Source organism: Blastomonas sp. UPD001 (genome assembly GCF_003426715.1).
GTDB lineage: Bacteria > Pseudomonadota > Alphaproteobacteria > Sphingomonadales > Sphingomonadaceae > Blastomonas.
The window spans coordinates 2,037,811-2,053,483 of sequence record NZ_QKVT01000001.1; the positions used below are offsets into that span (position 1 = coordinate 2,037,811).

Annotated in this window: 10 protein-coding genes and 1 pseudogene; 6 read left to right on the forward strand and 5 right to left on the reverse strand. The window is 65.9% G+C overall.

Annotation, left to right across the window (positions count from 1 at the left end; all coding sequences use genetic code 11):
- Position 1: 1 nt before the first annotated feature.
- The 6 genes and pseudogenes from DM995_RS10345 to DM995_RS10370 form a co-directional block, all read left to right on the forward strand.
- A pseudogene (locus DM995_RS10345) lies at positions 2–154 on the forward strand (BamA/TamA family outer membrane protein); the annotation flags it as partial.
- Positions 154–4,398, forward strand: a complete 4,245-nt coding sequence (locus DM995_RS10350; RefSeq protein WP_116969371.1) for a translocation/assembly module TamB domain-containing protein — start codon at positions 154–156, stop codon at positions 4,396–4,398. The pseudogene DM995_RS10345 and the gene DM995_RS10350, both read left to right, overlap by 1 nt.
- Positions 4,398–4,637: a hypothetical protein gene (locus DM995_RS10355; protein WP_116969372.1), complete on the forward strand. Its 240-nt coding sequence runs from the start codon at positions 4,398–4,400 to the stop codon at positions 4,635–4,637. The genes DM995_RS10350 and DM995_RS10355 overlap by 1 nt, the downstream gene beginning before the upstream one ends.
- A complete protein-coding gene (locus DM995_RS10360; RefSeq protein WP_116969373.1) occupies positions 4,634–5,704 on the forward strand; it encodes a YihY/virulence factor BrkB family protein in 1,071 nt (356 codons plus the stop codon). The genes DM995_RS10355 and DM995_RS10360 overlap by 4 nt, the downstream gene beginning before the upstream one ends.
- A gap of 294 nt (positions 5,705–5,998) precedes the next feature.
- Positions 5,999–6,697: a LolA-like protein gene (locus DM995_RS10365; protein ID WP_116969374.1), complete on the forward strand. Its 699-nt coding sequence runs from the start codon at positions 5,999–6,001 to the stop codon at positions 6,695–6,697.
- Between the two features lie 4 nt (positions 6,698–6,701).
- Positions 6,702–9,923: a WD40/YVTN/BNR-like repeat-containing protein gene (locus DM995_RS10370; protein WP_116969375.1), complete on the forward strand. Its 3,222-nt coding sequence runs from the start codon at positions 6,702–6,704 to the stop codon at positions 9,921–9,923.
- 130 nt (positions 9,924–10,053) lie between these two features.
- Here the strand turns inward: DM995_RS10370 and DM995_RS10375 are convergent, their stop codons facing one another.
- From DM995_RS10375 to DM995_RS10395, 5 genes are read right to left on the reverse strand one after another with little or no spacing between them, the layout of a single operon-like run.
- Entirely contained in the window at positions 10,054–11,184 is a 1,131-nt protein-coding gene (locus DM995_RS10375) for a cobalamin-independent methionine synthase II family protein (RefSeq protein ID WP_116969376.1), read from the reverse strand.
- Positions 11,185–11,203: 19 nt separating this feature from the next.
- Positions 11,204–12,082, reverse strand: coding sequence for an alpha/beta fold hydrolase (locus DM995_RS10380; protein ID WP_116969377.1), 879 nt, complete (start codon positions 12,080–12,082; stop codon positions 11,204–11,206).
- 3 nt (positions 12,083–12,085) lie between these two features.
- Positions 12,086–12,628, reverse strand: a complete 543-nt coding sequence (locus DM995_RS10385) for a VOC family protein (protein ID WP_116969378.1) — start codon at positions 12,626–12,628, stop codon at positions 12,086–12,088.
- A 42-nt stretch (positions 12,629–12,670) separates the two neighbouring features.
- On the reverse strand, positions 12,671–13,273 hold the full coding sequence (wrbA, locus tag DM995_RS10390) for an NAD(P)H:quinone oxidoreductase (protein ID WP_116969379.1): 603 nt from the start codon (positions 13,271–13,273) through the stop codon (positions 12,671–12,673).
- A gap of 24 nt (positions 13,274–13,297) precedes the next feature.
- Positions 13,298–15,481 (reverse strand): TonB-dependent receptor, encoded by a 2,184-nt coding sequence (locus DM995_RS10395; protein WP_198669321.1) that lies wholly within the window; start codon positions 15,479–15,481, stop codon positions 13,298–13,300.
- Positions 15,482–15,673: the final 192 nt, after the last annotated feature.

Here is a 15,673-nt window from a genome sequence, read left to right on the forward strand (position 1 = left end):
GCCCGGCTTCGACGATCTCCGCTATGGCGTCGGCATCGGCGGGCGCTTCTATACCAATTTCGGCCCGATGCGGCTCGATGTCGCCACGCCGCTGGGACGGCGCCCCGGTGAATCGCGCGTCGCGATCTATATCTCGATCGGGCAGGCGTTCTGATGGCCGGCACCGAAGACAGCGTCGCCATACCGGACGAGCAGCAGGCCGTGGCGCGCCCGGCGCGCGCATCCTGGCCGCGCCGGATCGCGATCGGCCTTGCGGTGCTGATCGGCACGATCCTGGCATTGTTTGCCATCGCCTATGTCTGGCTGGACAGCAGCAGCGGCAAGCGCTTCGTCGCCAAGCAAATCGAGGGCTTCGAGTTCGAGAACGGGATGAGCATCGGCATCGGCGCGATCGAAGGATCGCTCTATGGCGAAATGCGCATTCGCGATCTCAGCCTGCGCGATCCGCAGGGCGTGTTCGCATCCTCGCCGCTGGTCGAGGTCGACTGGCGGCCGTTTGCCTTTATCGGCAGCCATGTCGATATCCGCTCGCTGATCGTACCGCAGCTGCGCCTGCGGCGACTGCCCGCGTTCAACGAAACCCCGCCGACCAACGAGCCGCTGCTGCCCGATCTCGACATCGACATCGCCGAGCTGCAGCTGCGCCGGATCGATATCGACGCCGCCGTCACAGGCCAGCGACACCGTGCCTCGCTGACCGGCAAGGTTCATATTGCCGACCGCACCGCCGTGGTCAGCGCGCGCGCGGCCACCACCGCCGGCGCGGGATTTGCGGGCGGCGAACGCGCGGTCATCGATCTGCGCGCGGTGCCCGAAACCAACACGCTCGACCTGACCTTCCGGCTCGATGCGCCAGCGGAGGGTCTGATCGCGGGCCTGACCGGCATTGCCCAGCCGATGCGGGTCGACGTCAGCGGCAAGGGCGACTGGACCGCCTGGAATGGCGCGCTCAGCGGCTCGCTGGGCAACAAGTCGCTCGGCGACGTCACACTGACCGCCCGCAACGGCACCTTCGCCGCGCGCGGCACGATGCGTCCGGCCTTGCTGCTCAAGAGCCAGCCCGGAACGCTGCTGGCACCCGAGACCGCGATCGACATCACGACCACCGCCAACGAGCGCCGGTTCGATCTCGCCGCGCGGGTCGGAAACCCCAATTTCGCGCTGGACGCCAAGGGCCTGGTCGATCTGGGCGCAAGCCGGATGCGCGATCTGGCCATCGGCTTCCGCCTGATGCGCCCGGGTACCATCGCCGAGAACCTGAATGGCGCTGGGATCGTGGCCAATCTCACGCTCGACGGTGCATTTGCCTCACCGACCATCGCCTATGAGGTCAACGCAGCCAGGCTCGGCTTCAACGACATGGCGATCCTCGGATTGCGCGCCAGCGGCGCGGCGCGGCTCGACCGCGACGCCTGGATCATCCCGGTGAGCGCGCGTGCGAGCCGGATCGCGGGGCTGAACGCGGCTGCCGGCGGGCTGCTCGAGAATGTGCGGCTCGACGGCGACCTCGCCTATTCCAACGCGCGGCTGATGTCGGACAATATGCGCATCCGCTCGAGCCGGATCGATGCGACCGCCGTTCTCCTCGCCGATCTCAACACCGGGCTGTACACCGGCGCATTGAACGGCCGCGTCAACGGCTATCGGGTCGAAAGCGTCGGCATCTTCAACGTCGCGACCGATATCGACCTCGAGACGACGGGCAATGGCGGCTTTCGCCTCGCGGGCACCGTCCGCGCGCGGTCGAGCCAGATCTTCAACGATGGCCTGCGCGAGTTTCTCGGCGGCAAATCGCTGATCAACGCCAATGTCAGCTATGGCAGCGACGGCATCGGCCGCATTTCGCGCCTCAGCGTGGCGGCGCCCTCGTTCCGCCTGTCGCAGGGCAGCGGGTCCTATGGCGCGGATGGCCAGATCCGCTTCAACGCTTCCGGCAGTTCGAACCAGTACGGGCCGCTTGCCGTCGCAGTGACCGGCACGGTGACGCGTCCGGTCGCAACCATCCGGGCGGCGCGGCCCGGGCTTGGCGTCGGCATGTCCAATGTCGTCGCGACCCTGCGCGGCAACGGTGCAAGCTATGCGGTCGAGGGATCGGGCGACACCGATTACGGCCCGTTCACTGCCGATGTCGATATCTTCACCGGCCGGGGCCCGCTCGAGATCGCGGTCAATCCCGGCACCCGCTTTGCCGACATTGGCATTACCGGACGCGTCCGCCAGACCGCCGCCGGACCCTTTGCGGGCGATCTTGCCGCCGATGGTGCGGGGATCAACGGCAATGTCAGCCTGTCTGCCGCGGGCGCCTATCAGCGCGCGGTCGTGGCGCTCAATGCCCGCGACGCGCGGCTGCCGGGCCGGGCCGGGCTGACCATCGGTCGCGCGATCGTCTCGGCGGACATGGTCCTGGCCGAGACCCCGCAGGTCGTCGCGGACGTGCAGATCGCAGGTGCCCGCATGAACCAGCTGCAGATCATCGCCGCGCGGGCCAAGGTGGACTATCGCGGCGGCCGGGGAAGCGCCCGGGTCATGGCCGAAGGGCGCAACGGCTTTCCGTTCCGCGTCGCTGCCAACGCCGCATTGCAGCCCGAATTGTGGCGGATCGCGCTCGATGGGCGCGCCAACGGCATCGATTTCAAGACGCGCAGCCCCGCCCGGATCATCCCGCAGAACGCGCAATACCGGTTGATGCCCACGACGATCGACCTGTCGCGCGGCACGATCCAGCTTGCCGGCAGCTATGGCGCGGGCATGAATGTCGAGGCGCGATTGAGCGATGTCGATCTGGCGCTGATCAACCCGATCATGCCCGGCTTGGGCCTGGGCGGCACCGCATCGGGCAGCCTCGACTTTGCACAGGCGAGCGCGACCAGCTTCCCCTCGGCGGACGCGCGGCTGCGGATCGAGGACTTCACCCGGACCAGCCTGGCATCGGTGTCGCAGCCGGTGGACATGAGCGTGGTCGGACAGTTGCAGCCCGATGGCGGCTCGGCCAATGCGATCATCCGGCGGCGCGGCGCGGTGATCGGTCGGATGCAGGTCAGGCTCAATCCGCTGCCGCCGGGCGCCGGGAGCTGGACGACGCGGCTGCTCGCTGCCCCATTGAGCGGAGGCCTGCGCTATAACGGCCCTGCCGACACGCTCTTCTCGCTCGCGGCCTTGCCCGACCAGAGCCTGACCGGCGCGATCGGGGTGGCGGCCGATTTCACCGGACGTGTCCAGCAGCCGCAGCTGCGCGGCATCGTGCGGGCGAACAGCCTGACCTACGAGAACGAGCAATATGGCACCCGGCTGACCAACATGCGGCTGCGCGGCAGCTTCACCGGCGACCGGCTCCAGGTCGAGGAACTGACGGCGCGCGCCGGCGATGGCACGATCCGCGGCGAGGGCTTTGTCTCGCTGAGCTCGGCGCAGGGCTTCCCGGTGCAGCTGGCGCTCGACCTCGACAGGGCACGCCTCGCGCAGGGCAACGATCTTGCGGCGACCGCTACCGGACAGCTGCGCATCGTCAACAGCGCCGCGCAGGGCGCGGTCATCTCGGGCACGATCAGCCTTCCCGAAACGCGCTATCGCATCGTCCGCCAGGGTTCGGCGCGGGTCGCGAAGCTGACCGGCGTGCGGCGCAAGCCGGCGCTGGACCGCGCCCGGATCACGGGCGATCCCGAACCGATATCGGGCGTACCCAGCAACTGGAAGCTCGATGTGAAGGTGGTTGCCGACAACCAGATCTTCGTCTCGGGCATGGGGCTGGATTCGGAATGGGCGGCGGATATCCGGATTGCGGGCACCACGGGCAATCCGCGCATCACCGGCGGGATCGATCTGGTGCGCGGCACGCTGGGCTTTGCCGGGCGCTCGTTCGACCTGGAAGAAGGGCGGCTGCGTTTCAACGGCGGCAGCGCGACCAATCCTGCGATCAATCTGCGCGCGAGCGGCGAGGCGGGCGACGTGACGGTGAACATCGTCGTGTCAGGTACCGGCGAGAATCCGGACATCGCCTTTTCGTCGACGCCTTCGCTGCCGCAGGACGAGGTGATGGCGCGCATCCTGTTCGGCAATTCGATCGGCGAGCTGACCCCGATCCAGGCGGTGCAGCTGGCGGCCTCGCTCAACAGCCTGCGTGGCGGCAGCGGCGGGCTGAACCCGCTGGGCGTGCTGCAATCGGCATCGGGCGTCGACCGGCTGCGCATTCTGGGCGCCGATGAAGAGACCGGTCGCGGGACGTCGCTCGCCGTCGGCCAGTATATCTCGAACGACGTCTATGTCGAAATCATCACCGACACGCGCGGCTTCACCGCGACGCAGATCGAGATCAGCCTGAGCAAGGCCTTGTCGGTGCTCAGCCAGGTCGGCAGTTTCGGCGGCTCGAACGTCAACGTGCAGTATCGGAAGGACTATTGATGCGCGCTCGCCTCATCCTTGCTGCAGTTACCTGCCTGACGCTGGCCACGGCCTGTCAGCGCGAGCCGAGTTTCGACGAGAAGTTCGAGCAGCAGTCGCGCGCGCTGTCGGCCGAGGCGCGCAAGATCGAGGCGGAGACACGCGCACAGCTCGCGGCGGCGCGTGAGGCGGATCGGGCCGCTGCGGAAATGGAGCGCGCGCGCCCCATCGAACAGCCGGCCCAGAAGGGCGGGCAATGAACACGGTCTCTTCCCCCGCCGAACAGCCGGCGGCCGCCCATGCCGATCCGGACACGGTCCGGGCGCTGTCGGAACAGGTGCCCGGCGCGCAGTCCGATGCGCCCTGGCAGATGCCACGGAGCGCCTGGATGGCCATCTTCAAGCGCGTCTACATCATGGATGGCGTCCACAATCTGGCGCTGCTGGCAGCGGGTGTCGCGTTTTTCGCGTTTCTGGCGTTCGTGCCGCTGATCGCGGTGGTGGTGCTGCTGTACGGGCTGATCGCCGACCCTTCGACGGTCGCCAGCAGCCTCGACCTGCTGGTCGGTGTCGTGCCACCCGAGGTCATCGTCATCCTGCGCGAGCAGCTGTTGCAGATCGTGACCACCAGCGCCGCGCAACAGGGGCTCGGGCTGGTGCTGGCGCTGCTGCTGTCGACCTATGGCGCCATGCGCGCGGCGACGGCGATCATGCGCGCGCTCAACATCATCTACGAAGAGCATGAGACGCGTGGATTCTTCCGGACCACTGCGGTCGCTGCGCTCATCACATTGGGCATGGCGGGGGTCGCCATTGTCGGTCTGGTCGCGATTTCGCTGTTCGGCTATATCCGCAACTTCCTCTCGCCGTTTCTAGGAACCGGGGCGCTGATGCTGATCCAGGTGCTGACCTGGTCGGTCGCAGCAATGCTGGTCAGCGCGACCTTCGCGATCTTCTTTCGCTATGCGCCGGACCGGCGTGCCGCCAAATGGCGCTGGCTGTCGTTGGGCTCGATCGCATCGACCGTCCTGTGGCTAGTCATCACGCTGGGCTTTGGATTCTATGCGGCCAATCTGAGCGACTACAACGCCACCTACGGATCGCTGGCGGCCATCGTCATCTTTCTGATGTGGCTGTTCCTCTCGGCCTATGCGGTGCTGATCGGCGCCGAAATCAACGCCGAGACCGAGCGGCAGACCTTCCGCGATTCGACGGTCGGCCCCGACCGCCCGCTGGGGCAGCGCGGTGCCGTCCTGGCGGACTCGGTAGCGGTTGACGAGGCCGAGCGCGCCATTCTCGAAAAGCAGCAACGCCGAAAGGCGACGTGAAGGCCGCAGACCCGAACCGCCGGGCGACCGCGCGCACGCGCCGTTTTGCGGAATCCGCATGTCGCTGGCGTCAGGCGTGTGGAGCACCAGTCCGGGGATCCGTCCGGCCATGTTGCCGGGCGGGGGGCGTGGCATGAATTTTCCCTGTCGGCTTTGCCCGGATGACTTTGTGTGTTGTCTTCGCAAGACAGCTTGATAACCTGCGCCATCGTCTTTCAGGGGAGTCGCCATATGATATCGCTTCGGTCCGCAGCCGTGCTGCTGGGTGTGCTATTATCTGCCGGGGCACCCGCGATGGCACAGTCTGCCGACGAACTGGTGGCGCAGAACCTTGCCGCTCGTGGCGGCGCGGCTGCGCTGGATGCCATTGAGTCGGTCAAGTTCGACGGCATGGTCATCTTCCCGGGCGATTTCCAGCTGACCTATGAGGAGGTCCGCACCAAGGCGGGCGACGTCCGCGTCGATATGGCCCTGCAGGGCCTCACGCTGGTGCAGGGCTGGGACGGCAAGACCGGCTGGCGCATTAACCCGTTCGAGGGGCGCAAGGACGCCGAGCGGATGAGCGACGACGAGGCGCGCTCGATGGCCGATACCGGATCGATCCGCGGGCCTCTGCAAAAGGCCGCCATGCAGGGGTCGACCGTCACCTATCTGGGCCGCGAGGATTTCGACGGCACCAACACCTACAAGCTCAAGGTCACCGAAAAGGATGGCGACGAGTTCGTCTATCTGCTCGACCCCGACACGATGCTGGAGGTGAAGATGGTGGAGACGCGCAAGATCCGCGGGGCGCCGCAGGTCTTCGAATATGAATTCGGCGACTATGAAAAGATCGCCGGCGTCTATTTCCCGATGTCGGTCGAAAGCTGGCTGGCGGGGCAAGGCAATAACCGGCAGCGGACGATCATCGCCTCGGGTACCGCCAACGTTCCTGCGCCTGCCAGCCTGTTCGCCCAGCCCGCCAGCCCGGCCACCGCACCCAAGGGGAACTGATCCGATGCGCCGCACCCTTTTTCTCGCCAGCACCATGCTGGCTCTTTCCGCTCCGGCCCATGCCCAGCAAGCCCCGGCAGCCCCCGCGGCATCCGGGATCTCGGGGCTCGGCATCCGCAATATTGGTTCGGCCGAGATGTCGGGCCGCATCGCCGCGATCGACGCCGTGCAGGGCAAGGACGGCAAGGTCACGCTCTATGTCGGCGCGGCATCGGGCGGCGTCTGGAAGTCCGAGGACGGCGGCACCACCTTCCGTCCGATCTTCGACAAGCAGCCGGTCCAGTCGATCGGCGCGGTGACGATCGACCCGTCGAACCCAAACACCATCTGGGTCGGCACCGGCGAGAGCTGGACGCGCAATTCGGTGTCGATCGGCGACGGCGTCTACAAGTCGACCGATGGCGGCGACAACTGGACGCGGATGGGCCTGCCCAAGACCGAGCGGATCACCAAGATCGTCGTCCATCCGACCAACAGCGACATCGTCTATGTCTGCGCGCCCGGCGCGCTCTGGTCGGACAGCCCGGATCGCGGCCTCTACAAGACCACCGATGGCGGCGTCACCTGGACGCAGATCCTGAAAGGCAGCAACCTGTCGACCGGCTGCTCGTCGGTCGCGCTCGATCCGGCCAATCCCGATCGGGTGATGGCGGGGCTGTGGGATTTCCGCCGCAAGGGCTGGACCTTCCGGTCTGGCGGAGAGGGCCCGGATGTGGCTTCGGGCAGCGCCATGAAGATGTCGAACGATGGCGGGCGGACGTGGGAAGCGATGGATGCCAGCACCACCAAAGGCCTGCCCAAGGGGCCCTGGGGGCGGATCGAGGCGGTGTTCTCGCCCGCGGACCCGAACCGCGTCTATGCCTTTATCGAAAGCGAGCGCTCGGCGCTGTTCGTGTCCGAAGATGGCGGCAAGAGCTTCGAGGAGCGCGACCGCAGCCGCAACATGGTCTGGCGGCCGTTCTATTTCAGCAAGATCGTGCCCGATCCCAAGGACGCCAACCGGCTGTTCAAGATGAACCTGAACATGATCGTGTCCGACGATGGCGGCAAGAGCTTCGCCAATGCATCGGGCGGCAGCCATGGCGACTGGCACGACATCTGGATCAACCCGACCAATACCAAGCATATCATCGGCGGCGACGATGGCGGTCTGTGGATCAGCCATGACGGCGGCAGCAAATGGGTGAAGAGCTTCAACCTGCCGATCAGCCAGTTCTATCATGTCAGCATCGACGACAAGGACCCCTATCAGGTCTATGGCGGGTTGCAGGACAATTCGAGCTGGGTGGGCGACAGCGAATATCCGGGTGGGATCACCAACAGCCGCTGGGAGAATCTGTACGGCGGCGATGGCTTCTGGGTGTTCCCCGATCCCGCGGACCCCGATTATGTCTATGCCGAATATCAGGGCGGCAATATCGCGCGGATCAACCGCAAGACGCTCGAATCGCGCGATATCCAGCCCAAGGGCGGCTACAAGGAAAAGCTGCGGTTCAACTGGAACACCCCGATCGCCTTGTCGCCGCACGAAAAGGGCACGATCTATATCGGCAGCCAGTTCCTGTTCCGCACGCGCGATCACGGCACGACCTGGGACCGGATCTCGCCCGATCTCACCACCAACAATCCGGCACGCCAGCAGCAGGAAAAGTCGGGCGGCATCACCGTCGACAACTCGTCGGCGGAAATGCACACGACCATCTATTCGATCTCGGAAAGCCCGCTGACGGCGGGGCAGATCTGGGTCGGCACCGATGACGGCAATGTCCAGCTGACGCGCGACGGCGGCCAGAACTGGGCCATTGTCGGCAAGGCGATGAAGCTCGGCCCCGATGTCAGCATCGCCTGGGTCGAGGCCAGCCGGCATGACCCGGCGGTGGCCTATGTCGCGGTCGATCGGCACAGCTTCGGCGACATGGCGCCCTATATCCTGAAGACCGCCGATTACGGCAAGAGCTGGACCCGGCTGGTCGGTCCTGCCACGCCGGGCGTGCGCGGCTATGCCCATGTCGTCAAGGAAGACCGGCTGAGCCCCGACATCCTCTTCGTCGGCACCGAATTCGGGCTGTTCATTTCGCGCGACCGGGGCGCGAACTGGGAGGAGTTCCGGCCCGGCAACTTCCCTGCGGTGGCGGTGCGCGACATCGCCGTGGCGGCGCAGGGCGATGACCTGGTGCTGGCCACGCACGGCCGCGGCATCTGGATCATCGACGACATCAGCCCGGTGCGGGCGTTGAACCCTGACGTCTTGGCCAGCGACGTGACGCTGATCCGGTCGGAACCCGTGCAGCAGCGGATCCGCGGCAATGGCGGCTGGCCCGAGGGCGATGCGACTTATGTCGGCCAGAACCCGGTCGATGGCGCGGTCATCACCTATTACCAGAAGGCCCGGCACGTGCTGGGGCGGATGAAGCTGGAGATCGTCGATCCCAGTGGAAAGGTGATCGACGAGCTGCCGACATCGAAGCGCAAGGGGCTCAACCGCGTGGTCTGGTCGATGCGTACCAAGCCGCCGCAGGTGCCGCCCGCCGCTTCGCTGGCCTTCGCCTCGACCCAGGGCCAGCGCGTGATGCCGGGGACCTATACGGTCCGGCTGACCAAGGCCGGCAAGGTCACCGAGATGCCGCTGGTGGTCGGGCTGGACAAGCGCGCCAAGTTCACGACGGCCGATCGCCAGGCGCAATATGACGCGGCCGAACGCGTGAAGGGCCTGTTCGTGCGGATGAGCGCGCTGACTGCCGGTCTGAACGCGGTGAAATCGCAGGCGCAGGCCGTCGCCGACAATGAATCGACCTCGGCTGCAAACAAGGCCAAGGCGCGGGCGCTGGTCGACAAGGCCGACGCGCTGCGCAAGCAGGTCGTCGCCACCACCGAGGGCGGGGCGATCACGGGCGAGGAACGCCTGCGCGAGAATATGGACATGGCCTATGGCGCGATCACCGCGACCGAGGCGCGACCGACCAGCTATGCGCTGGCGCGGGTCGATGCGCTCGAGAAGGAGCTTGCCGAGGTCGAGGCAGGATTTGCCGCGCTGAAGGCGGGCGATGCTGCGGCGTTGAACCTCGCCCTTCAGGCCGTTGGCGTGGCTCCGATCGATCTCGCTGCGGTCCAGCCGCGCCCCGACAATGCGCGCGGCGGCCCGGCGGCGGCGATCGGCAGCTACATGGTCGGCACGCGGTACACCGGATCGATGAGCGCCTTGCGCACCAGCCGCAAGCGCAACTGATCAGGGCCTGGCGTCCGCAGCTCGGCCGCGCCTGGGGCATTGCCCGGCGCGGCAGAGCGGTGCCGTCGTGATCGAGCCGGTGCTGGCCGGAAGACGCCGCCGTCGATCGTGACGAGCGGGCCGTTTGTGTCTACCAATAGCGAGCCGTCGCGATTGCTGCGCCTTCCGCCAGCGCGGCGAGCTTGGCCCAGACGATTTCCGGATCGAGGCTGTTGCTGCCGGCATGGACCGAAAAGCCGCAATCGACGCCGGCCATCACGCGTTCGCGGCCCAGGAGATCGGCATAGCGGCCGATGCGTTGCGCGATGAGCTCGGGATGCTCGATATAGGGGCTTTGCGGCTCTACCATTCCGGGGCACAGCACCTTGCCTTCGGGCAGCGGATGCGCCTCGAAGAACGCGAATTCGTGCGCGTGACGCGGGTTTGCGCCTTCGAGCAGCACCGTCTGCGGCCGTGCGGTCCAGACGATATCGGCGATCTCGCCCAGCGCCACGTCGCAATGGTGCGGCCCGGGATAATTGCCCCAGCACAGGTGCATGCGCAACTGTTCGGGCGCGATGTTCCGCAGCGCATGGTTGAGCGCGGCAACATTCATGCCGATGCGCTTGCGGAAATCCTCGAGGCTGAGATCGGTGAACTGTACGTGACGACCCATGGCGAGATCGGGGCAATCGACCTGCAGGGTGATCCCCGCCGCGGCGATGGTCTCGTACTCGTGCCGCAGGCCTTCGGCGAGCGCGAAGACATATTCCTCGTCGCTGGCATAATATTGGTTGGGAAAGAACAGCGCGGTGACGCCGGGCGAGGCGGCCGACATGAAGGTCAGATGGCCGTTCGCCAGGCGGTTAAGCCGCTCGGCGTCGATGCGCGGCGCTTCCATGTCGATGACCGTGATCGGCGCGGTGCAGGCCGGGGCGGAGCGCTTCGCGCGGCCCTTGTTGCCGAACACCTGCGCCTTTGCGCCGGGAAAGGCCTCCAGATCGGCAAACTCGTACTGGCCCGCCTCGCCGCCAAAGCCTGAGAGACGGTGCTTGATATAGGTGGCATAGCTCGGCTTGGACTGCTCGCCGTCGTTGACGATGCTCACTCCCGCCTCGATCTGGCGCTTGATGACATAGGCGGTCGCCTGCTCGACCGCGGCATCGAAATCCGCCTCTGATACGGGCTCGCCACCCTCGCGGGCAAAGACAAGGTCGAGCAGGGCTTCGGGCCTGGGCAGGCTGCCGACATGGGTGGTGAGGAAGCGGTCAGGCGCGGACATCGGCAAATACTCCAGCGGATCAATCGTTGGTGGCGTCGGGGACCGGCTGCAGGGGCCGGTTCAGAAAGGCGGCGAGCGCGGCGTTGAATTCCACCGGGTGCGACAGATTGCACATGTGCCCGGCCTCGCGGATGAAGCGCGCCTGGCCAAAGGGCGCGGTGCGGGCGATGGCTGCGGTCACGTCGCGTCGCCAAGGCGTGTCCTGGCATCCGGTCATGCCCAGCACCGGCATGCAGAGCGTCGCCACCGCGTCGAGCCGCGCCGATGGACCGGCAGGTCCTGCGATCAGGTCCCGGCCATCATAATCGGCAAGCATGGCCGCGCTGATCTCAGCGGCCTCGCCGACCAGGCCGGTCATCAGCGGATGCTGCGCCCAGTGCCGCTTCATCGATGCGAGCATGCCCTGCCGCACCAGCTCGGCATAATCCGAGAGCGGAATACGATCCGACGCATTGGCATGGTCGGGTATTTCAGCCAGCGAAATGCCTTGCAGCACCAGCGTGATGACCCGATCGCGATGCTGCTGGGCATAGGCGATCGCCGTGGCGCCTGCCTGCGACATGCCGACCAGATGGAACGAGGCGAGCTCCAGACGGTCGGCCAGCCGGGCAAGATCATCGGTTTCGCGCAGCCGGTCCGGTGCTGCGTTCGACTGGCCGAAGCCGCGCCGGTCGATCGCGATCAGGGTGAAGCGGTTCGCGAGCGCGCGCGCCTGCATCGTCCACATCCGGCGGTCGAGCGTCCAGCCGTGCAGCAGCACCACCGCCGGACCGCGGCCCACCCGCTCGACCGCGAGATGGCCGCCATCGACCTCGAGCCAGGATGTCGTACCGCCCAGGCGCGGCTCAGGCGGCGTCAGGACATGGCTATGGCCCAGCCTGCACACCGGGCCACCCATGGATCAGGCTGCTTCTGCGCTGCGGAACGTGTTGTTGTTGCTGTGATCGCCGGCCAGCCAGCGCGCGAGCTCGCTGCGCGCCTTGGCGCGGACCTGATCCTCGATCGCCAGCGCCTCGGGCGCGTCGCAGGTAAACTCGATGATCATGCCATTGGGGTCCTTGACATAGACCGACCGGCAATAGCCGTGCTCGAGGATATAGGTCTGCGGCTCGACGATCCCGGCAGCGGCGATGCGGCGCTCGAGTTCGGCCTGCGCGTCGTGATCGACATGCAGCGCGATGTGATGGAAGGGCGATTCCGGAATCGGCGGGCTGAACTCGGTCTGATCATCCTCGTTGGCGAACTGGAAGAAGGCGAGCGCGCTGCCGTCCTTCATCGCGAAGAAGCAGTGGCAATAGGTACGCTCCTTGCCGAACAGCTCGTCCTTCTCGCAATAGGTCGCGACCAGCGGGAAGCCTAGCACGTCCTCGTAGAAGGCGCGGGTCGCCTCGAGATCGCGGGTGGTATAAGCGGTGTGGTGCAGGCGGTTGACTAGCTGGCTCATGGCTTCCTCCTCATCTTGTGTCCACGCAGGTCAGCAGCCCCCTCAGGCCGACAGCTTCAGCGTGATGCGGGCGACATGCTCGCCCTGAAAGCGGGCGCCTGCAAGTTCGTTTTCGGAAGGCAGGCGCGACCCGTCGCCGCCGGCAATCGTGCTCGCACCATAGGGCGTGCCGCCGCTGATCTCGGACATGATGGTGTTCCCGGCGAAGCTGTAGGGCAGGCCGATGACGATCATGCCGTGGTGCAGCAACGTGGTGTGGAACGAGGTGATCGTGGTTTCCTGCCCGCCGTGCTGGCTCGCGGTGGAGACGAACACGCTGGCGGGCTTGCCGATCAGCGCGCCCTTGGCCCACAAGCCGCCGGTCTGATCGAGAAAGTTGCGCATCTGCGCGGCCATGTTGCCGAAGCGGGTCGGGGTGCCGAAGATGATGCCGTCATAATCGGCGAGTTCATCGGGGCTGGCGAAGGGCGCGGCCTGATCGACCTTCATGCCCGATCCCGCTGCGACGGCGTCGGGCACCAGTTCGGGCACGCGCTTGACCACGGCCTCGCAACCCTCGACCGCATTCACCCCCTCGGCCACGGCGCCGGCCATGATCTCGGTATGCCCATAGCCCGAATAATAGAGGATGAGGATGCGTGCCATGGATGCTTTCCCGTCGTTTGAGCGTCAGAACTTGTAGAGCGCCTCGATGCCGTAGACGCGCGGGCGGGCCTTGAACACGAAGCCGCCGGGCGAGAATTCGGCATTGTATTTCTCGTTGAACAGATTGTCGGCAAAGCCGGTGAGCGACCACGCGCCGCCATCGAGCGTCAGGCGCGCGTTCACCAGATCGACCGGGCGGCGCACGGTCGAATTGGGCACGTCGAACCATGTCTTGCCGGTGCGGTTGTAATCCACGCGGATGCGGCCCTTGAGGTCGCTGTCGCCCAGATTGGTCTCGTACTGCGTGCCCAGGTTCACTGTGTAGCGCGAGATGAACGGCGCCTCGTTGCCGATCACGGTCGGGTCGGGGAATTCCTTGATCTCGCTATAGGTGACGCCCAGGCCGAAATTGATGTCCCATCCGCGCGCCGGGCGCAGCGTGCCGTCGATCTCGAAGCCCTGCAGCCGCACCTCGGGGACATTGCCCAGATTCTGCGTCGAGTTGGCGGCGAGGAACACGAAGAAATAGCCGTTTTCCGACTTGGTGGTATAGGCGCTGGCATTGAGCGTCAGCATGCGATCGAACAGGTTCGTCTTCACGCCGAGTTCGAACGTGTCGGCGACCTCGGCCTCGTAGATATCCGCGACGCCGACCACACCCGTGCCCGCGGCCACCGCGCCGACGCCGGTCTGGTTGAAGCCGCCCGAACGGAAGCCGCGGCTGTAGCCGCCATAGATCGTGACGTTCTCGGCGGGCTTGTAGGTCAGCGTGACCTTGGGCTGCCATTCATCGAAGGTCTCGCGGCGGACCTCGCCGGTGCGTCCGGTGGGGAAGCCGGGAACGACGGGGATGAAGGCGGTCGGGGTCAGCGTGCGGTTGCGGCGGCGGTCCTTGTCGTATCTCAGCGAGGCATCGACGCGGAAGCTGTCCGAGAACTCGTAGCCGATATTGGCATAGATCGCCCAGGCGAAATTGTTCTGCGCATCCGCCAGGAAGGTCGCCTGCGGGTTGCGCGGATCGGTGCTGGGCGTGCGGAACACCGGGAACACGCCTTGCCCGGTATCGACCATGTTGCCGGTCGAGATATAGCGATTGGTGTCGATGAAATAGCCGCCGAGCGACCAGGTGAAGGCGGTGTCGTCGTTCGACTGGATGCGCAGATCCTGGCTGATCGCCTCGACATTGAGGAACTGGCTCTGGTTGAGGTCGAAGCCGAAAATGGCGAAGAACAGCGACTCGCGGATCGGCAGGAAGTTGAACGCGTCGCCGGTGAGGATTTCGGACAAGGTGTCATAGGACGTCACCGAGGTGATCGATCCCCAATCGGCCTTGTAGTCGATCTTGGCCGAAACGTTATAGATGTCGCGGTCGTTCTGCCCGGCATTGTTGACGCGCACGGGCAGGCTGGTGTCGTTCACATCGGCGACGATGTTGTAATAAAGCGCCTGGGTGCGCAGCAGCGACATCGAGGCGCGCAGGTCGACGCTGAGCTGATCGGTCGGGGTCCACAGCAGTTTGCCGCGCAGCGAGATATCCTCGAGCGGATCGGCATCCTCGCCGAGGAAGGTGTTCGGGATATAGCCCTCGGTATCGCGGTACGAGCCCGAGAGGCGGAATTTCAGCGTGTCGCTGATCGGCCCGGAAATGCCCGCGCGCAGCGTGTAGCCGAAGCCGTTGTCGATCCCGGCGAACACCCGGCCCTCGAATTCGTCGCTCGGCTGCTTGGTGTTGATGATGATCGCGCCGCCAATGGCGTTGCGCCCGTACAGACCGCCCTGCGGTCCTTTCAGGATTTCGATCTGCTCGATATCGAACAGTTCCTGGCTGAACTGGGCAGCATTGACCTGCTGCACTCCATCAACCACCACGGCGACCGAGGGCTCGGAATTGCGGTTCTGGGTGATCCCGCGAATGATGACGAACGCGTTGCCGGCGTTCTGTGTCTCGATCAACTGGACGTTGGAGGTGAGGCCGATGAAATCGGCGGCCTTGTCGATGCCCGCATTCTCGATCGACTCCGCGTTGAAGGCGGTGATGGCTGCGGGCGTATCCTGCAGCGTGGAATCGCGGCGTAGCGCGGTGACCACGATTTCGCCGTCTCCGGCCTCTTGCGCGGCCTGTTCCTGCGCGACAGCAGGCGTGACACCGAGAAGCGCCAGCGCGGAAACCGAACCTGTCAGCAGCACCTTGTTCCAAATCGCGGGCATTGCACCTGCTCCCCTCATCCAGTGATTCCCGCCGCCTCCTTTTTCCGGCCCTCAAGGGGCTCTGCGGGCGGGTTATGCCTCGGGTAAATTGTTCGTAAAACGAAGTCAAGTTCGATATGCGAAGTTTATAATCGACAGGCGAAACGAGGCGGGGGCTGCAACGGGCCGCTGCCCAGCAAGGGGTAGGCCGGT

Bases quoted from the DNA above. Each gene is read 5' to 3' on its own strand.
- DM995_RS10350 (WP_116969371.1), top strand. From the start codon at position 154: ATGGCCGGCACCGAAGACAGCGTCGCCATACCGGACGAGCAGCAGGCC.
- DM995_RS10355 (WP_116969372.1), top strand. From the start codon at position 4,398: ATGCGCGCTCGCCTCATCCTTGCTGCAGTTACCTGCCTGACGCTGGCC.
- DM995_RS10360 (WP_116969373.1), top strand. From the start codon at position 4,634: ATGAACACGGTCTCTTCCCCCGCCGAACAGCCGGCGGCCGCCCATGCC.
- DM995_RS10365 (WP_116969374.1), top strand. From the start codon at position 5,999: ATGGCACAGTCTGCCGACGAACTGGTGGCGCAGAACCTTGCCGCTCGT.
- DM995_RS10370 (WP_116969375.1), top strand. From the start codon at position 6,702: ATGCGCCGCACCCTTTTTCTCGCCAGCACCATGCTGGCTCTTTCCGCT.
- DM995_RS10375 (WP_116969376.1), bottom strand. From the start codon at position 11,184: ATGTCCGCGCCTGACCGCTTCCTCACCACCCATGTCGGCAGCCTGCCC.
- DM995_RS10380 (WP_116969377.1), bottom strand. From the start codon at position 12,082: ATGGGTGGCCCGGTGTGCAGGCTGGGCCATAGCCATGTCCTGACGCCG.
- DM995_RS10385 (WP_116969378.1), bottom strand. From the start codon at position 12,628: ATGAGCCAGCTAGTCAACCGCCTGCACCACACCGCTTATACCACCCGC.
- wrbA (WP_116969379.1), bottom strand. From the start codon at position 13,273: ATGGCACGCATCCTCATCCTCTATTATTCGGGCTATGGGCATACCGAG.
- DM995_RS10395 (WP_198669321.1), bottom strand. From the start codon at position 15,481: ATGCCCGCGATTTGGAACAAGGTGCTGCTGACAGGTTCGGTTTCCGCG.